The 18719-nt window shown below is 54.4% G+C and carries 12 protein-coding genes and 3 rRNA genes; 3 read left to right on the plus strand and 12 right to left on the minus strand.

Annotated features, from left to right (window positions below; all coding sequences use genetic code 11):
• Window positions 1-3: 3 nt before the first annotated feature.
• Genes bcsA through bcsR form a run of 3 tightly spaced genes read right to left on the minus strand, consistent with a single transcriptional unit; the run spans window position 4 to window position 3568 of the window.
• Complete coding sequence (gene bcsA, locus ACR42C_RS21780; RefSeq protein WP_479984561.1) at window positions 4-2619, minus strand: UDP-forming cellulose synthase catalytic subunit; 2616 nt, start codon at window positions 2617-2619, stop codon at window positions 4-6.
• Window positions 2616-3368, minus strand: a complete 753-nt coding sequence (gene bcsQ, locus ACR42C_RS21785; RefSeq protein ID WP_028014760.1) for a cellulose biosynthesis protein BcsQ — start codon at window positions 3366-3368, stop codon at window positions 2616-2618. The genes bcsA and bcsQ overlap by 4 nt, the downstream gene beginning before the upstream one ends.
• Window positions 3369-3379: 11 nt before the next feature.
• Window positions 3380-3568 carry a cellulose biosynthesis protein BcsR gene (gene bcsR / locus ACR42C_RS21790; protein ID WP_116342870.1) on the minus strand — a complete coding sequence of 63 codons (189 nt, stop codon included), beginning with the start codon at window positions 3566-3568 and terminating at the stop codon, window positions 3380-3382.
• A gap of 174 nt (window positions 3569-3742) precedes the next feature.
• On the opposite strand from bcsR, the gene bcsE reads away from it, so the two are divergent.
• From bcsE to bcsG, 3 genes are read left to right on the plus strand one after another with little or no spacing between them, the layout of a single operon-like run.
• Entirely contained in the window at window positions 3743-5305 is a 1563-nt protein-coding gene (gene bcsE / locus ACR42C_RS21795) for a cellulose biosynthesis c-di-GMP-binding protein BcsE (protein ID WP_320719806.1), read from the plus strand.
• Window positions 5302-5496, plus strand: a complete 195-nt coding sequence (gene bcsF / locus ACR42C_RS21800) for a cellulose biosynthesis protein BcsF (RefSeq protein ID WP_014885605.1) — start codon at window positions 5302-5304, stop codon at window positions 5494-5496. Before bcsE ends, bcsF begins: the two co-directional genes overlap by 4 nt.
• On the plus strand, window positions 5489-7168 hold the full coding sequence (gene bcsG / locus ACR42C_RS21805) for a cellulose biosynthesis protein BcsG (RefSeq protein ID WP_320719808.1): 1680 nt from the start codon (window positions 5489-5491) through the stop codon (window positions 7166-7168). Before bcsF ends, bcsG begins: the two co-directional genes overlap by 8 nt.
• Before the next feature lie 126 nt (window positions 7169-7294).
• Here the strand turns inward: bcsG and birA are convergent, their stop codons facing one another.
• From birA to pepQ, 9 genes are all read right to left on the minus strand, one after another.
• On the minus strand, window positions 7295-8257 hold the full coding sequence (gene birA / locus ACR42C_RS21810) for a bifunctional biotin--[acetyl-CoA-carboxylase] ligase/biotin operon repressor BirA (RefSeq protein WP_116342876.1): 963 nt from the start codon (window positions 8255-8257) through the stop codon (window positions 7295-7297).
• Window positions 8254-9282, minus strand: coding sequence for a UDP-N-acetylmuramate dehydrogenase (gene murB / locus ACR42C_RS21815; protein WP_479984562.1), 1029 nt, complete (start codon window positions 9280-9282; stop codon window positions 8254-8256). Before murB ends, birA begins: the two co-directional genes overlap by 4 nt.
• A gap of 124 nt (window positions 9283-9406) precedes the next feature.
• Window positions 9407-9522, minus strand: a 5S ribosomal RNA gene (gene rrf, locus ACR42C_RS21820).
• Window positions 9523-9593: 71 nt separating this feature from the next.
• A 23S ribosomal RNA gene (locus ACR42C_RS21825) occupies window positions 9594-12498 on the minus strand.
• A 198-nt stretch (window positions 12499-12696) separates the two neighbouring features.
• A 16S ribosomal RNA gene (locus ACR42C_RS21830) occupies window positions 12697-14236 on the minus strand.
• Together the 16S, 23S and 5S rRNA genes form the textbook arrangement of a ribosomal RNA operon.
• A 352-nt stretch (window positions 14237-14588) precedes the next feature.
• Window positions 14589-15134, minus strand: coding sequence for a menaquinone-dependent protoporphyrinogen IX dehydrogenase (gene hemG, locus ACR42C_RS21835; RefSeq protein WP_192984991.1), 546 nt, complete (start codon window positions 15132-15134; stop codon window positions 14589-14591).
• Window positions 15135-15144: 10 nt separating this feature from the next.
• Window positions 15145-16596 carry a Trk system potassium transporter TrkH gene (gene trkH, locus ACR42C_RS21840; protein WP_116343725.1) on the minus strand — a complete coding sequence of 484 codons (1452 nt, stop codon included), beginning with the start codon at window positions 16594-16596 and terminating at the stop codon, window positions 15145-15147.
• A gap of 41 nt (window positions 16597-16637) precedes the next feature.
• Complete coding sequence (locus tag ACR42C_RS21845) at window positions 16638-17252, minus strand: IMPACT family protein (protein WP_063155602.1); 615 nt, start codon at window positions 17250-17252, stop codon at window positions 16638-16640.
• Window positions 17252-18583, minus strand: a complete 1332-nt coding sequence (pepQ, locus tag ACR42C_RS21850; RefSeq protein WP_316380886.1) for a Xaa-Pro dipeptidase — start codon at window positions 18581-18583, stop codon at window positions 17252-17254. The genes ACR42C_RS21845 and pepQ overlap by 1 nt, the downstream gene beginning before the upstream one ends.
• Between the last annotated feature and the right edge of the window lie 136 nt (window positions 18584-18719).

The raw sequence follows: 18719 nt of genomic DNA on the forward strand, positions 1-18719 counted from the left end.
TCATCATTGTTGAGCCATAACCGGGTCCGCCTGCTTCGCCTCATCCCGCTCAGGACGACGAGGAACAAACGACACGACCCAGGAAACCAGCGAAGTAAGTGACCGGAAAATTAATTTCACCGACGACGGGGCAAATTCTGCAAGGTGACGATAGCCACGGAACCCCAGCTTCAGAATATCCAGCAGGCTTTCCAGAGGTTTATCTTCCGGGAAGCTGTCCTGCCAGAGAGCCCATGTATCCGCACGGGCAAACGTACACTGCACAAAATCAATATGTTGCTTTTTGGTCAACGGCATCAGCTGCAGACCGACCTCACTGCCTGCCACACGCACCACCTGCGTCGGGAAGACATACTCTTGCTGGCCGCGCTTGAGCAGCAGGTTAACCTTCTGCCCTTCCAGCACTTTCGCCTGGCCGTTGATTTTGATCCCCAGACCACCGTCAGAGAAATCGTGCACCGTACAGGAGAAGAGGTGGCCATCTTCACGGGCAATCGCCGCAGGCATACAGATTTCAACGCGATGCGCGCGACGAACCTGTTTACTCTCCACCGACACCGCCACCGCGCCGCCGAGGATTATCAGGTTGTAGAACACCCAGGCCATACTCACAAACACGGTCAGGATTTCGTTTTCCGGGCCGTAGAAGTAGCGCCAGATGCCGGCGATAACGCCGACAATATTCAGCAGCACGAGGAAGATGTACGGGCGGGAGATCACCCAGTCGACGTACTCCTCTTCCACCAGACCGCCCTTCGCGGTGACGTTGAATTTACCTTTATGCGGGTTAATCAGCGCGACCATCGTCGGCGGCGCGATGTACCACGCCAGCACCGTTTCGTAGATTTCACTCCAGAAGGAGTGGCGGTATTTGCCCTGGATCTTCGAGTTCGTCAGGCTCGCGTGGATCATGTGCGGCAGAACGAACAGCGCAATCATCAGCGCGGGGGCGTAGATGATATAGGCGTGAAGGAGCAGGAACGCCAGCGGCGCGGTCAGGAAGATAAGCCGCGGGATGCCGGACAAGAAGTGGAACATAGCGTTGACGTAGCAAAGACGCTGCGCCAGCTTGAGGCCTTTCCCTATCAGCGGGTTATCGAGACGGAAAATCTGCACCATGCCGCGCGCCCAGCGAATACGCTGGCCAATGTGCGCCGAGAGTGATTCCGTCGCCAGACCGGCGGCCTGGGGGATACGCATATAGGCAGAGGTATAGCCCCGACGGTGCAGGCGCAGAGAGGTGTGCGCATCTTCGGTCACCGTCTCAACGGCAATACCGCCAATTTCATCCAGCGGCTTACGGCGGATAACCGCGCAGGAGCCGCAGAAGAAGGTGGCATCCCACATGTCGTTCCCGTCCTGCACCAGCCCATAGAACAGCGTGCCTTCGTTCGGGGTTTTGCGGAAGCGGCCAAGGTTACGTTCAAACGGGTCCGGCGAGAAGAAATGGTGCGGCGTCTGCATCATCGCCAGCTCTTTCTCTTTCAGGAACCAGCCCATGGTCATCTGCAGGAACGAGCGCGTTGGCACGTGGTCGCAGTCAAAGATCGAGACGAACTCCCCGGTGGCATACTTCAGGGCGTTGTTGATATTACCGGCCTTCGCATGCTCGTGAGTCGGACGGGCGATATACTCGACGCCGACCTCTTCTGCAAACTGGCGGAACGCCGGACGATTGCCGTCATCCAGGATCCAGACTTTGAGCTTATCTTTCGGCCAGTCGATGCCCAGCGCGGCATAGATGGTGTTTTTCACCACGCTCAGATCTTCGTTGTAGGTCGGGACGAAGAGATCGACAGTCGGCCACTGCGTGGTGTCCTTTGGCAGCGGAACCGGCTGGCGGTTGAGCGGCCAGATCACCTGGAAATAGCCCAGAACCAGCACAATCCAGGCATAGGTCTCAGCAAACAGCAGCACCAGACCGCACACCAGGCTGACCGGATCGTCCCAGTTCAGCGTTGAGGTGTAACGCCACCAGATGTAGCGGCAGGAAACCGTCAGCGACAGCACAATCAGCATCAGCGCCGAGAAGCGGCCCGGAATACGGCGAACCAGCAACGCCACGCCCCACAACAGGATCAGGAAGGTGAACTGCGCCAGGGGATTGAAGGGTTGCGTGATACAGACCAGCGCCAGAATGAGCGAGAACACGACAATCACGCCAAGGATAAAACGCCGCAAGCCCGGATGGAGGTGCCCGAGCTCTTTATGGTTATCCAGATGGCTGGTTTTATCGCTGACGCTATCGGGCAGTTTATCCAGCCACTGGTGATAGCGTTCTCGTAACTGCTGTACGCGGGAATAGCTGCGCCAGTGCGGCGTTATTTTCTCCGCACGGGATGACGTGACCGCCAGCCAAATGGTCTGAATAAGATAGCGCGCCGGATCCAAAGGCCGTGGCCGGTCGGGGTTAATGTGTGGATATAATTCGCCGTGGCGTGCACGTATGCGCTGCCAGCGCGGGTGTTCGAGTGGAATGAATGTCCAGGCCAGAATCAGCCAGAAACAGCCGAGCGCGGCGCTGAATGCCGGGGCACCATGCCGGCGAAAGTGCCGGTAATGGTCGCTTAAACGCGAACTGACCGGTGGGATAAGAAGCCAGCTGGCGAGTCGACTCATACCGAACTCCCTGCCGGCTCCGCCTTGCTGGCGAAGTTCAGCAGACACCAGTTAGCCAGCGTCAGGATCTCTTCTGCTGCCAGCGAGTCGCTGCGGTATTCGCCGAGCGGCTGCTTGGAGGCGAGGCATTCCGCCATCCCCTCATCGCGATGAATCACAATGGGCAGCAGACGGCGCTGGCTTTGCAGCCACACCTGATAGAGATCGTCCTGAATTTGGCTACCGATACGTAAATCGTTAATCAGAAGATGCGCGTTTTGAGGCAGACCCTGCTGATGCAGTCGAATATGGCAGTTCGCATCCACGTTCACCACGGAAAGTACATGGTCGCACTGGGCGATGAGCTGTCGGGTCAGCGTCCCGGCGCCGTGCGGCAGATCCAGCAGGATCCACTGGTAGTGCCCCTTTTCTTTCAGACTCTGCAGCGCAAGCGTGAACTGCGAAAACAGACGCTGATAGGCGGCCTCATTCTCGCGTTCCGTGGTGGTCAGTTGGCCAAAAGGCAACAAATCAAGCTGGGAGGTATAGCGCAGACCCGCATCCCGCCAGTCTTTGTCATCAAGCAGCGCGCGGGCCCAGCCCTCTTCGCGAGTGAAGTCGACGTTGAACGACATACGCAGCAAATTATCGGCGCAGGCATCAATCACCAGCACCGATTCACCTAAAAGCTGTAATGACCACGCCAGCGCCGCGGTAACAGATGTGGTACCCACACCGCCACGGACGCCCTGTAATCCGAGTATGGCCATCAATGGCTCCCTTATTGTTGATGGGCGAATTCAGCTAATAACGGCCAGCGTTTAATAGCCGCGGCCAACTGTTCCCGCTGGGAAATATCGGTGTAATCTATTTCAGGTAGAGAAAAGGCCTGCGCCAGCGCCAGAAAATCGTTTTGGAATGTGTAACCCAGAGTCGAATCGACTGGGGTTCCAGGTTCGTTATTATCCATTCTTATTCCATCCCTTTGAGGAAAATCGCACGCTCGGAAGTTGCAGGGCATCCTGCCCTGACAAATTTCATTTACATGCTAAATCTGATGTTCTTTAATTTCAATGTTAGGTTTATTTCTACGCTTTCGCTAGTAAACTGAGATACAGACAAATTAGACGAAAAGAGGGACATCGTGGACTCCATATTTTCTATTGGCATCCAGTCATTATGGGACGAATTGAGCCACATGCCAGTCGGTGGAGTCTGGTGGATTAATACGGATCGTAATGAAGATGCTATCAGCCTGGTAAACCAGACAATTGCCGCTCAGGGTAAGGATTCCCGCGTGGCCGTCATTAGCATGGGCGAAGAGCCGAAGAAAATTATCACGCTGGAAAGTGACTGCGGACCTCAAAAAGTACGTTTATTTTCCATGTCAGCGGAAGCGGATAGTCTATACTTTTTGCCCCGCGACGTTCAGTGCTCTATTGATCCGGATCACTATTTAGTGATTCTTAAATGCGCAAATAACACACTGCAAAATATTCCTGCCGAAAAACTGCTGTCGTGGCTGGAAAAAATCAATAAATGGGCAAAATTTCAAAATTGCACGCTATTGGTCGTCAACCCCGGCAGTAATAATGACAAGCTATTCTCACTTTTAATGGGTGAATATCGCTCCCTGTTCGGACTGGCAAGTCTTCGTGACCAGGCAGGCAGCTATCTCTACGATATTGCCTTCTGGTGCAATGAAAAGGGCGTGAGCGCCAGGCAACAGCTGACCCTTAAACCTGTTAAGGGGAAATGGCACCTGGCACAGCAGGAAGAAACTGTGGTGCAGCCGCGCAGTGACGAAAAACGCATCCTGAGCCATATTGCAGTTTTAGAAGGTGCTCCTGCGCTATCGGAAAACTGGTCGCTGTTTGAGTCTAACGAAGCGCTTTTTCATGAAGCGCGCACCACCCAGGCAGCCACCCTTGTTTTCTCGTTGATGCAGAATAACCAGATTGAGACGCTGGCGAGACAAATTCACACCCTGCGCCGCCAGCGCGGCAGCGCGTTAAAAATTGTGGTGCGCGAAAATAATACCAGCCTGCGCGCAACTGATGAGCGTCTGCTTCTGGGCTGTGGGGCAAATATGGTTATTCCATGGAATGCACCACTGTCACGCTGCCTGACGCTCATTGAAAGCGTTCAGGGCCAGCAGTTCAGCCGCCATGTACCGGAAGACATCTCCACGCTGCTCTCCATGACCCAGCCGATGAAGCTGCGCGGCTACCAGAAATGGGATACGTTCTGCGATGCCGTCGGCAACATGATGAGCAACACGTTACTCCCCGCGGACGGTAAAGGGGTCATGGTTGCCCTGCGCCCGGTACCGGGTATTCGCGTTGAGCAGGCGCTCACCTTATGCCGCCCGAACCGTACAGGGGACATTATGACCATTGGCGATAATCGCCTGGTGTTGTTTTTATCCTTCTGCCGGGTAAACGATCTTGATACCGCGCTTAACCACATCTTCCCCCTGCCTACCGGGGACATCTTCTCGAACCGTATGATTTGGTTCGAAGATAATGCTATTAGCGCGGAGCTGGTGCAGATGCGCGCACTTCAGCCTGAACAATGGGTTAAACCGCTCGCAATCACGAGCGATGTAAAACCGATCCTTAATGCCAGACATGATGGACATGTCTGGCGTCGGGTTCCGGAACCCCTTCGCTTATTAACTGAGAATGGGGAGAACGCACCATCATGAATATCAGCGATATCATTCAACTGGTCGTATTCTGTGCGCTGATCTTTTTCCCGCTTGGCTACTATGCGCGCCATTCCATACGCCGTATCCGTGATACGGCCAGAGTGATGTTTATAAAACCTCGCTATGTAAAACCAGCCGGAACACTGACACGGGCATCACACGTCAAGGCAGACCGTAAACATGACTAATTCTACCTATACCGCTTCGTCACCCTCGCCGCTCTGGCAATACTGGCGCGGCCTTTCCGGCTGGAACTTCTACTTTCTGGTGAAGTTTGGTCTGCTGTGGGCAGGCTATCTGAATTTCCATCCCCTGCTTAACCTGGTGTTTATGGCCTTCCTGCTGATGCCTCTGCCGAACATCAGGCTGCATCGTTTACGTCACTGGGTTGCCATCCCCGTCGGCTTTGCGCTGTTCTGGCACGATACCTGGCTTCCAGGACCGGAAAGCATAATGAGCCAGGGATCGCAGGTCGCGGGATTCAGTGCAGACTATATGCTTGACCTGGTTGAACGTTTCATTAACTGGCAGATGATTGGCGCCGTCTTTGTCCTGCTGGTTGCCTGGCTGTTCCTGTCTCAGTGGATCCGCGTCACGGTGTTTGTCGTCGCCATTATGATCTGGCTTAACGTGCTGACGCTGGCGGGGCCAAGCTTTTCCCTGTGGCCTGCCGGCCAGCCGACGACAACGGTGACCACGACGGGAGGAAGCGCAGCGGCTACCGTTACGACGGCAGGCGATACGCCGGTGGTGGGCGATATTCCAACGCAGACCGCACCGCCAACCTCCACCAATCTCAATGCGTGGCTTTCCAGCTTCTATACCGCAGAAGACAAGCGACAGACGAAATTCCCCGACGCGCTGCCGGCAGATGCTCAGCCGTTTGAGCTGCTGGTGATTAACATCTGTTCCCTCTCCTGGGCCGATGTGGATGCCGCCGGTTTGATGTCTCACCCGCTGTGGTCCCACTTTGACATCCAGTTTAAAGATTTTAACTCTGCCACCTCGTACAGCGGCCCGGCGGCTATACGCCTGCTGCGCGCAAGCTGCGGTCAGACTTCGCATAAAAACCTCTATCAACCCGCTGGTAACCAGTGTTATCTGTTCGATAACCTCGCGAAGCTAGGCTTTACGCAGCACCTGATGCTGGGGCATAACGGCCAGTTCGGTAACTTCCTGAAAGAGGTGCGTGAACAGGGTGGCATGCAGGCGCCGCTGATGGATCAGACCGGTCTTCCCGTTACGCTGCTGGGCTTCGACGGTTCGCCGGTTTATGACGATACCGCCGTGCTGCAGCGCTGGATGCAGACCATCGAAAAGGACAGTAATCCGCGCAGTGCGACGTTCTATAACACCCTGCCGCTTCACGACGGTAACCACTTCCCGGGCGTGAGCAAAACGGCGGATTATAAAGTGCGTGCGCAGAAATTTTTTGACGAGCTGGACGCGTTCTTCACGGAGCTGGAAAAATCCGGCCGTAAAGTAATGGTGGTAGTGGTACCTGAGCACGGTGGCGCGCTGAAGGGCGACAGAATGCAGGTGTCAGGTCTCCGTGATATCCCAAGCCCGTCCATCACCAACGTACCAGCAGGCATTAAATTCTTTGGCATGAAGGCACCGCACCAGGGTGCACCGATTGAGATCGCTCAGCCAACCAGCTATCTGGCGATCTCAGAACTGGTGGCCCGCGCCGTTGACGGTAAGCTGTTTGTGGAAGATAACGTGAACTGGGATCAGCTCACCAGTAACCTGCCGCAAACGGCAGAAGTCTCCGAGAATGCCAACGCGGTGGTGATTCAGTATCAGAACAAGCCGTACGTTCGTCTGAACGGCGGGGATTGGGTACCGTATCCGCAGTAACTGATTTACCCCTCACCCTAACCCTCTCCCCATAGGGGAGAGGGGATAGTCTGTGCGTTATTATTGCGCTGAAATCCGCACCAGCAGGTAGCGCAGACGGATTTTTGCATCGTTCACTCCATCCGGTTATTCGGCGCTTCGCAGGGAAATCTCACCGCCCACCCAGGGCTTGATCGCGCCATCCTGCTCCAGAAGCAGCGCGCCCTGTGCGTCAATACCGCGGGAAACCCCGTAGATTTCTTTATCACCAATCAGCAGTTTCACCGGGCGGTTAATAAAGTTATCCAGCTTTTCCCAACGAGACAGGAACGGTGCCAGACCTTCCTGTTCAAAAAGCGTGAGTGAGCTACGTAGCTCTTTAATCATGCGCACGGCAAGGGTGTTACGATCAATGACGATCCCCGCCTCCTGGAGGTTGGTCCAGGCCTGATTCACCACGTCATTCTGGACAGTACGCATCACCATATTGAGGCCCGCACCAATGACAATTTGCGCCGCATCACCGGTCTTGCCCGTCAGTTCGACCAGGATCCCGGCAAGTTTACGATCGTTGAGGTACAGATCGTTTGGCCATTTAACACGGACCCGATCGGCACCCAGATCGTGCAGTACTTCCGCCATGACAATACCAATGACCAGACTCAGGCCAATGGCTGCGGCAGGCCCCTGCTCCAGACGCCAGTACATGGACAGATAGAGATTAGCGCCAAATGGCGAGAACCATTTGCGACCGCGACGGCCACGACCGGCCTGCTGATACTCGGCAACACAGGCATCGCCGGATGAGAGTTCGCTCAGCCGATCCATAAGGTACTGGTTCGTCGAATCAATCACCGGCAGCACCGCAACATTGCCGTGTCCAAGCTGGCTGCGGATGACGTCTTCATTCAGCAATTGAATTGGCTCCGGCAGGCTGTAGCCTTTTCCGGGTACCGTGAACACATCAACACCCCAGTCGCGGAGGGTCTGAATATGCTTGTTAATGCCGGCACGGCTCATGCCAAGCTGCTCGCCCAGTTGCTCGCCAGAGTGGAACTCCCCGTCTGCAAGGATGCTAATCAGGGTTAACGGAATGGTATTGTCCTTCACGCAATGGTCTCCACGGCATTCACTTCACCTGTGCAACCAATGAAGCGGACTTCTGGCTCCAGCCAGACGTTAAACTTTTCGCCCACACGCTGACGAACATAATGAGCCAGCTGCACAACATCATCGCTGGTCGCATCGCATTGATTAATCAGTACCAGAGCCTGCTGCTGGTGAACGGCAGCGCCACCTACTGAAGCGCCTTTTAACTGGCATTGATCGATCAGCCAGCCTGCAGCCAGCTTCACGCTGCCATCGGTCTGAGGGTAATGTGGCGCAGTGGGCCATCCTTCAAGGAAGGCTTTTGCATTTTCGCTGCTGATAACCGGGTTTTTGAAGAAGCTTCCAGCATTTCCATTTACTTTCGGATCGGGAAGTTTAGTCATCCGCATATGGCAAACAGAGTCAAATACGTCGCGGGGGGTGACGGTAGCCGGATCGAGCCGCGTTAAATCACCGTAGGTGAGTACGGGCTGCCAGTTTTTCGACAGGCACAGGCCCACGGCGATAATCACGTAGCGATCCTGATATTCATGCTTGAAGATACTGTCACGGTAGCCGAAACGGCACTGCTCTGCCGTTAAGCGCTTAGCCGTTCCGGTCGCCAGTTCGATGCAGTCGACATACTCACAGACATGCTTCAGTTCAATGCCGTAAGCGCCGATGTTTTGAATGGGTGACGATCCGGCACAGCCTGGTATAAGCGCCAGGTTTTCCAGACCCGGCATCCCTTTTTCGAGGGTAAATTGCACCAGGTGATGCCAGTTTTCTCCGGCACCCACGTGCAGATGCCAGCTATCAGCGTGCTCTTCCACACCAATACCCATGATGCGGTTAACAATTACCGTGCCCGCGAAATCGTCGAGAAACAGGACATTGCTTCCTTCGCCCAGAATCAGTACGGGTTCGTTATTTTCTGTTGCGCTTTGCCATGCATCCAGCAGCTGCTGTGCTGTATCGGCACGTACAATTTGATTAGCATTACGTTGAATGCCAAAGGTATTCCAGGGCTTAAGGGAGTGGTTCATAGACGCTTTCCTGATGCAAAAACGCAGGTAGTTTACCGTATAAGCAGAGCGTTGGGGGATTAGTTTGTGCAGCGCAGAAACGCAAAAAGGCCATCCTTGCGGATGGCCTCTTCACTTAATTGATGCCTGGCAGTTCCCTACTCTCACATGGGGAGACCCCACACTACCATCGGCGCTACGGCGTTTCACTTCTGAGTTCGGCATGGGGTCAGGTGGGACCACCGCGCTAAAGCCGCCAGGCAAATTCTGTTAATCTGTATCAGGCTGAATATTGTTTGTGTCTCTCACCGCCAAAACACCTTCGGCGTTGTAAGGTTAAGCCTCACGGTTCATTAGTATCGGTTAGCTCAACGCATCGCTGCGCTTACACATCCGACCTATCAACGTCGTCGTCTTCAACGTTCCTTCAGGAGACTTAAAGTCTCAGGGAGAACTCATCTCGGGGCAAGTTTCGTGCTTAGATGCTTTCAGCACTTATCTCTTCCGCATTTAGCTACCGGGCAGTGCCATTGGCATGACAACCCGAACACCAGTGATGCGTCCACTCCGGTCCTCTCGTACTAGGAGCAGCCCCCCTCAATTCTCCAGCGCCCACGGCAGATAGGGACCGAACTGTCTCACGACGTTCTAAACCCAGCTCGCGTACCACTTTAAATGGCGAACAGCCATACCCTTGGGACCTACTTCAGCCCCAGGATGTGATGAGCCGACATCGAGGTGCCAAACACCGCCGTCGATATGAACTCTTGGGCGGTATCAGCCTGTTATCCCCGGAGTACCTTTTATCCGTTGAGCGATGGCCCTTCCATTCAGAACCACCGGATCACTATGACCTGCTTTCGCACCTGCTCGAGCCGTCACTCTCGCAGTCAAGCTAGCTTATGCCATTGCACTAACCTCCTGATGTCCGACCAGGATTAGCTAACCTTCGTGCTCCTCCGTTACTCTTTGGGAGGAGACCGCCCCAGTCAAACTACCCACCAGACACTGTCCGCAACCCGGATCACGGGTCCACGTTAGAACACCAGCCATTAAAGGGTGGTATTTCAAGGACGGCTCCACGCAGACTGGCGTCCACGCTTCAAAGCCTCCCACCTATCCTACACATCAAGGACCAGTGTTCAGTGTCAAGCTATAGTAAAGGTTCACGGGGTCTTTCCGTCTTGCCGCGGGTACACTGCATCTTCACAGCGAGTTCAATTTCACTGAGTCTCGGGTGGAGACAGCCTGGCCATCATTACGCCATTCGTGCAGGTCGGAACTTACCCGACAAGGAATTTCGCTACCTTAGGACCGTTATAGTTACGGCCGCCGTTTACCGGGGCTTCGATCAAGAGCTTCGCGTTGCCGCTAACCCCATCAATTAACCTTCCGGCACCGGGCAGGCGTCACACCGTATACGTCCACTTTCGTGTTTGCACAGTGCTGTGTTTTTAATAAACAGTTGCAGCCAGCTGGTATCTTCGACTGATTTCAGCTCCACCCGCAGGGGCTTCACCTACATATCAGCGTGCCTTCTCCCGAAGTTACGGCACCATTTTGCCTAGTTCCTTCACCCGAGTTCTCTCAAGCGCCTTGGTATTCTCTACCTGACCACCTGTGTCGGTTTGGGGTACGATTTCGTGTTACCTGATGCTTAGAGGCTTTTCCTGGAAGCAGGGCATTTATCACTTCAGCACCGTAGTGCCTCGTCATCACGCCTCAGTGTTAAAGTGAACCGGATTTGCCTGGAACACACACCTACACGCTTAAACCGGGACAACCGTCGCCCGGCTGACATAGCCTTCTCCGTCCCCCCTTCGCAGTAACACCAAGTACAGGAATATTAACCTGTTTCCCATCGACTACGCCTTTCGGCCTCGCCTTAGGGGTCGACTCACCCTGCCCCGATTAACGTTGGACAGGAACCCTTGGTCTTCCGGCGAGCGGGCTTTTCACCCGCTTTATCGTTACTTATGTCAGCATTCGCACTTCTGATACCTCCAGCAGCCCTCACAGGCCACCTTCGACGGCTTACAGAACGCTCCCCTACCCAACAACGCATAAGCGTCGCTGCCGCAGCTTCGGTGCATGGTTTAGCCCCGTTACATCTTCCGCGCAGGCCGACTCGACCAGTGAGCTATTACGCTTTCTTTAAATGATGGCTGCTTCTAAGCCAACATCCTGGCTGTCTGTGCCTTCCCACATCGTTTCCCACTTAACCATGACTTTGGGACCTTAGCTGGCGGTCTGGGTTGTTTCCCTCTTCACGACGGACGTTAGCACCCGCCGTGTGTCTCCCGTGATAACATTCTTCGGTATTCGTAGTTTGCATCGGGTTGGTAAGCCGGGATGGCCCCCTAGCCGAAACAGTGCTCTACCCCCGAAGATGAGTTCACGAGGCGCTACCTAAATAGCTTTCGGGGAGAACCAGCTATCTCCCGGTTTGATTGGCCTTTCACCCCCAGCCACAGGTCATCCGCTAATTTTTCAACATTAGTCGGTTCGGTCCTCCAGTTAGTGTTACCCAACCTTCAACCTGCCCATGGCTAGATCACCGGGTTTCGGGTCTATACCCTGCAACTTAACGCCCAGTTAAGACTCGGTTTCCCTTCGGCTCCCCTATACGGTTAACCTTGCTACAGAATATAAGTCGCTGACCCATTATACAAAAGGTACGCAGTCACACCACGAAGGTGCTCCCACTGCTTGTACGTACACGGTTTCAGGTTCTTTTTCACTCCCCTCGCCGGGGTTCTTTTCGCCTTTCCCTCACGGTACTGGTTCACTATCGGTCAGTCAGGAGTATTTAGCCTTGGAGGATGGTCCCCCCATATTCAGACAGGATACCACGTGTCCCGCCCTACTCTTCGAGTTCACAGCCTGTGCATTTTCGTGTACGGGAGTATCACCCTGTACCCTGCGACTTTCCAGACGCTTCCACTAACACACAAGCTGATTCAGACTCCGGGCTGCTCCCCGTTCGCTCGCCGCTACTGGGGGAATCTCGGTTGATTTCTTTTCCTCGGGGTACTTAGATGTTTCAGTTCCCCCGGTTCGCCTCGTTAACCTATGTATTCAGTTAACGATAGTGTGTCGGAACACACTGGGTTTCCCCATTCGGACATCGCCGGGTCAAAGGTTCATATCACCTCGCCGGCGCTTTTCGCAGATTAGCACGTCCTTCATCGCCTCTGACTGCCAGGGCATCCACCGTGTACGCTTAGTCGCTTAACCTCACAACCCGAAGATGTTTCACTTCTGATTGCGAAAATTTGAGAGACTCGAACACACATAACATGTGTGTCGTTTCAATTTTCAGCTTGATCCAGATTTTTAAAGAGCAAAACTTCTTAATGCACTCAAAAGTACATTCAGAAGTTCATCATTCATCAGACAATCTGTGTGAGCACTGCAAAGGCAGGTTCTTTAAGGTAAGGAGGTGATCCAACCGCAGGTTCCCCTACGGTTACCTTGTTACGACTTCACCCCAGTCATGAATCACAAAGTGGTAAGCGCCCTCCCGAAGGTTAAGCTACCTACTTCTTTTGCAACCCACTCCCATGGTGTGACGGGCGGTGTGTACAAGGCCCGGGAACGTATTCACCGTGGCATTCTGATCCACGATTACTAGCGATTCCGACTTCATGGAGTCGAGTTGCAGACTCCAATCCGGACTACGACGCACTTTATGAGGTCCGCTTGCTCTCGCGAGGTCGCTTCTCTTTGTATGCGCCATTGTAGCACGTGTGTAGCCCTACTCGTAAGGGCCATGATGACTTGACGTCATCCCCACCTTCCTCCAGTTTATCACTGGCAGTCTCCTTTGAGTTCCCGGCCTAACCGCTGGCAACAAAGGATAAGGGTTGCGCTCGTTGCGGGACTTAACCCAACATTTCACAACACGAGCTGACGACAGCCATGCAGCACCTGTCTCAGAGTTCCCGAAGGCACCAATCCATCTCTGGAAAGTTCTCTGGATGTCAAGAGTAGGTAAGGTTCTTCGCGTTGCATCGAATTAAACCACATGCTCCACCGCTTGTGCGGGCCCCCGTCAATTCATTTGAGTTTTAACCTTGCGGCCGTACTCCCCAGGCGGTCGACTTAACGCGTTAGCTCCGGAAGCCACGCCTCAAGGGCACAACCTCCAAGTCGACATCGTTTACGGCGTGGACTACCAGGGTATCTAATCCTGTTTGCTCCCCACGCTTTCGCACCTGAGCGTCAGTCTTTGTCCAGGGGGCCGCCTTCGCCACCGGTATTCCTCCAGATCTCTACGCATTTCACCGCTACACCTGGAATTCTACCCCCCTCTACAAGACTCTAGCCTGCCAGTTTCGAATGCAGTTCCCAGGTTGAGCCCGGGGATTTCACATCCGACTTGACAGACCGCCTGCGTGCGCTTTACGCCCAGTAATTCCGATTAACGCTTGCACCCTCCGTATTACCGCGGCTGCTGGCACGGAGTTAGCCGGTGCTTCTTCTGCGGGTAACGTCAATCGACAAGGTTATTAACCTTATCGCCTTCCTCCCCGCTGAAAGTACTTTACAACCCGAAGGCCTTCTTCATACACGCGGCATGGCTGCATCAGGCTTGCGCCCATTGTGCAATATTCCCCACTGCTGCCTCCCGTAGGAGTCTGGACCGTGTCTCAGTTCCAGTGTGGCTGGTCATCCTCTCAGACCAGCTAGGGATCGTCGCCTAGGTGAGCCGTTACCCCACCTACTAGCTAATCCCATCTGGGCACATCTGATGGCAAGAGGCCCGAAGGTCCCCCTCTTTGGTCTTGCGACGTTATGCGGTATTAGCTACCGTTTCCAGTAGTTATCCCCCTCCATCAGGCAGTTTCCCAGACATTACTCACCCGTCCGCCACTCGTCACCCGAGAGCAAGCTCTCTGTGCTACCGTTCGACTTGCATGTGTTAGGCCTGCCGCCAGCGTTCAATCTGAGCCATGATCAAACTCTTCAATTTAAGTTTGATGCTCGTGAATTAAACTTCGTAATGAATTACGTATGTTCACTCAGAGACTTGGTATTCATTTTTCGTCTTGCGACGTTAAGAATCCATGTCACTTTGAGTGCCCACACAGATTGTCTGATAAATTGTTAAAGAGCAGTGCCGCTTCGTTTTCGCTGCGGCGCGGGGTGTGCATATTACGCTTTCCCGCTTCAGAGTCAAGCGTTTATTTTGCTTTTCTCTGCTGACCCGGCGGCGTGTGTGCCGTTGTTCCGTGTCAGTGGAGGCGCATTATAGGGAGTTATTCTTCAGTGACAAGCACAAAATACAAAAAACTTTTCGTTCGCTCACTTTTCAAACTTAACGCTTATTTAAGTCGCGAATCGCCCGCTAAATGCGCAATTTCCCGTGCAAAACCGGCTACCTGAGACCAGTCGGTATAAACCACTTCTTTACGCGTATCGGTTTCCCCCCCGGTCATCTTCATAATCAGGCGGATCATAAAGCGGTCATACCAGCGGTAGCGAGGGTAGCGCAGCGCGCCGGCAAAAACGGCACACAGGTCTGGCTGCCACGGCGAGCTGAGCAAAAACTTGCGCGTGTAGCTGTTGGTCTGCGGCGTACGCTTCTCGGCTTTACGGGCAACCAGATTGACCGAGTAAAACGCGCCCGGCAATTTGTTGAGTACCGCCGTGTGCTTTTTCACGAAGCGATCCAGCGCCGGATGGAAATGCCCGTAACGAATGGAGGCGCCAATCACCACGCGATCGTACTCCTGCCAGGCAATCTGCTCCGCGCGATTCAGGTTCACCACATCCGAGTAAATGCCCAGCTCTTTTAATTCCGACGCCAGATACGCGGCAATCTCACGCGTTTGCCCGTCTCGCGTAGAGAAAAGAATCAGTGTTTTCATCAACGGCTCCTTATTCGCGCCAGAATGTTGGGGTGAACAGCACCAGCAGGGTAAAGACCTCAAGACGACCAAACAGCATATTGGCAATGAGGATCCATTTCGCGACCGGGTTCATACTGGCAAAGTTATCCGCCACAACCCCCAGGCCAGGCCCGAGGTTGTTCAATGTTGCGACGACGGACGCAAAGGCGGAAAAATCATCCACCCCCGTCGCGATGATCGCCAGCATGCTGACGATAAAGACCAGCGCATACGCCGAGAAGAACCCCCACACCGCCTCGAGGATACGTTCCGGCAGCGCGCGGTTACCCAGCTTGATGCTGTAGACCGCATTCGGGTGAACCAGACGCTTCAGCTCACGGTTCCCCTGCTTGAACAGCAGCAGAATACGAATCACCTTCAGGCCACCGCCCGTAGACCCGGCGCAGCCGCCGATAAAGGCAGAGCACAGCAGCAGTACCGGCAGGAACAGCGGCCAGCGCGCGATGCTGTCCGTGGTAAACCCAGCGGTCGTCGCCATCGACACCACCTGGAAGAACGCCTGATTAAGCGTGGTTAGCGCAGAGTTGTAAACATCATGGAACCACAGCACCAGGGTGCAGATGACGACCAGTGTAAGCTGGACGCCAATGAACATGCGGAACTCAGGATCGCGCGAGTACACCTTCAGGCTACGCCCGCTGAGTAACGAGAAGTGCAGACCGTAGTTACAACCGGAGATCAGCAGGAAAATGGCAATGATGGTGTTTATCGTTGGACTGTCGAAGTAGCCCACGCTGGCGTCGTGGGTGGAGAACCCGCCGATAGCAATTGTCGCAAAGCTGTGTCCGATAGCATCGAAAGCAGGCATCCCGGCAAACCAGAGCGCCAGCGCGCAGGCTACCGTCAACAGAACATAAATCAGCCACAGGGTTTTCGCCGTCTCGGCAATACGCGGGCGCATCTTGTTGTCTTTCAGCGGTCCCGGCATTTCAGCCCTGTACAGCTGCATCCCCCCGACGCCCAGAATCGGGAGAATAGCCACCGCCAGAACGATGATCCCCATCCCCCCGAACCACTGCAGCATCTGGCGATAAAAGAGAATAGCGTGCGGTAACGAATCCAGCCCCACCAGCGTCGTCGCCCCGGTGGTCGTTAATCCGGAGAAGGATTCAAAAAAGGCGTCCGTGATGCTGAGATTAGGCTGTTCAGAGAAGATAAAGGGCAGCGAACCGACGCTTCCCAGCACCGTCCAGAACAGGACCACAATCAGAAATCCTTCGCGAGATTTCAGCTCACCTTTCTGACGACGGTTCGGCCACCACAGCAGCGAGCCGATCGCCAGCGCGACAAAGAAGGTCTGGGTAAATGCCCGCCCCGCGCCGTCCCGGTAGATAAGCGCCACCAGTCCTGGGAGAATCATCGTCCCCGAAAAGAGTATGACCAGCAGTCCAACGATTCGGGTTATGGCACGAAAATGCATCTCTGCCGTTTCCTTTGGTATTCAAAAAAGTGAGGTGGGGATTATTCTTCAATCGGCAGCAATTGCAACGAACCGCGACTGAAATCAGCCAGTTTTGCTGAAAAAGCAGCCAGTTCCGCCTGAGGAAGCGCCACGCGTAATTGCACCATTGCCTGGTAATCACTGTGCGCAATCACGCCGTTAAATTGTTTGAGCAGCGTTTCAATGCCCGATAGCTGAGCGTAATCGCACAACAAAGTATATTCGGTGAGCGGCGTTTTGCGGATGGTCGTCAGGATATTCAGTGCCTGCTGAACTCCGCCACCATACGCTTTAACCAGCCCGCCCGTACCTAACAGAATGCCGCCGTAGTAGCGCACCACCACGGCGGTAATTTCACCCACGCCGCTGCCCATCAGCTGTGAAAGCATGGGTTTACCGGCCGTGCCCGCCGGTTCACCATCGTCGGAAAACCCCAGTTGTTGTGAATCGTCAGGCGGCCCTGCCACCCACGCCACGCAGTGGTGACGTGCGTCAGGATGCTCGGCCCGGACGGACTCGACAAACGCCTTTGCCGCCTCTACGCCATCGGTATGCGCCAGCAGCGTAATAAAGCGGCTTTTCTTGATTTCCTCGACAAAGGTGACCGGTTCAGCCGGTATCAACCAACTTTCCATCAGGCCAGCTTCAGGTCTCGCGTCATATTCTCGATACCGTTTTCGTGAACCACCACGTTATCTTCGATACGAATGCCGCCAAACGGCTTCAGCGCGTCGATTTTTTCCCAGTTGAAGTGTTTGCTGAACTGACCTTCACGCCACGGCGCCAGCAGGGATTCGATAAAGTAGATCCCTGGTTCAATCGTCAGTACCATACGCGGCTCAAGAATACGGGTGCAACGCAGGTAAGGATATTTAGACGGTGCCGCCAGGTGCGTGCCGGTATCATCCTGCATAAAGCCCGCAACGTCGTGAACCTGCAGGCCCAGCGGGTGGCCGATACCGTGCGGCATAAATGGCCCGGTCAGATCGTTCTCGACCATCGCCTCTTCGCTCATGTCTTTCACAACCTGATGCTTACGCAGCAGTTTGGCGATGCGCTGATGGAACTGGATGTGGTAATCCACGTAGCTGGTTCCGGCTTTCATGGTGCCAATCAGCGCCAGCTGTTCATCGTTCACGTCTTTAATCAGCTGCGCGAAATCGGTGTCCGCATTTGCCGCCCAGGTACGGGTCAGGTCGGCCGCATAGCCGTTGTACTCTGCGCCTGCATCCAGCAGGAAGCTGCGCATCTCAGACGGAACCTGGTGATCCAGTTTGGTGTAGTGGAGAACAGACGCATGCTCGTTCAGCGCGACGATGTTGCTGTACGGCACGTCGGTGTCGCGGTGACCGGTTGCGGTCAGGTAGGCCTGGTTAATGTCGAACTCGCTCATGCCTGACTGGAACGCCTCGTGCGCGGCACGGTGGCCATTCACCGCCGTTTTTTGCGCTTCACGCATGCAGTAAAGTTCGTAGTCAGTCTTATACGCGCGATAGTAATGAAGGTAATCCAGCACGCCTTTCGGGTTGAGTTTATCTGCCGGAATATCCAGACCGAGCGCACGTTCAGGTACGGGGCCGATGTAGCCGATGTTGCCGCGCGCCGCTGGCAGCTGGCTGCCAATACCGTCCGCTTTCGGCAGAGCAATAACCTCAATTTCTTCCGTCCAGAAAGAGGTCGGCAATGGTTCAACGTTGTGCCAGTAATCGACCGGCAGGTAGAACCACAGTTTCGGCTTGTTCACGCCATCCACCAGCAGCCAGCAATTTGGAACCTGAGTCACCGGCACCCAGGCTTTAAACTGCGGGTTGACCTTAAACGGGTAGGCGTGATCATCAAGAAAAGTATTCATCAGCTCGCCGGAGTGGATCAGCAGGGCATCCAGCTTGAAGCGGGCCAGTACATCGCGGGTACGTTCCTGTAGGGTAACGATATGATTTTTATAAAGCGAAGCCAGTGAGTCCATCATTCTTCCTTTCGTTTTTTTGACCTCAAGTCATCGCATCTTAGCACACCTCACTCCGGCTGCGTGATTTCCACCGACCGTGATCAATGCAGCATTTTCTTAATGAGTAATTTGCATTTTATTAACATAAATTCCA

This window comes from Enterobacter sp. MG-EB028 (assembly GCF_056673305.1).

Coding starts and splice junctions, on each gene's coding strand:
- ACR42C_RS21845 (WP_063155602.1), bottom strand. CDS start 17,252: ATGGAAAGTTGGTTGATACCGGCTGAACCGGTCACCTTTGTCGAGGAA.
- trkH (WP_116343725.1), bottom strand. CDS start 16,596: ATGCATTTTCGTGCCATAACCCGAATCGTTGGACTGCTGGTCATACTC.
- murB (WP_479984562.1), bottom strand. CDS start 9,282: ATGAACCACTCCCTTAAGCCCTGGAATACCTTTGGCATTCAACGTAAT.
- hemG (WP_192984991.1), bottom strand. CDS start 15,134: ATGAAAACACTGATTCTTTTCTCTACGCGAGACGGGCAAACGCGTGAG.
- bcsG (WP_320719808.1), top strand. CDS start 5,489: ATGACTAATTCTACCTATACCGCTTCGTCACCCTCGCCGCTCTGGCAA.
- bcsQ (WP_028014760.1), bottom strand. CDS start 3,368: ATGGCCATACTCGGATTACAGGGCGTCCGTGGCGGTGTGGGTACCACA.
- pepQ (WP_316380886.1), bottom strand. CDS start 18,583: ATGGACTCACTGGCTTCGCTTTATAAAAATCATATCGTTACCCTACAG.
- bcsA (WP_479984561.1), bottom strand. CDS start 2,619: ATGAGTCGACTCGCCAGCTGGCTTCTTATCCCACCGGTCAGTTCGCGT.
- bcsR (WP_116342870.1), bottom strand. CDS start 3,568: ATGGATAATAACGAACCTGGAACCCCAGTCGATTCGACTCTGGGTTAC.
- bcsF (WP_014885605.1), top strand. CDS start 5,302: ATGAATATCAGCGATATCATTCAACTGGTCGTATTCTGTGCGCTGATC.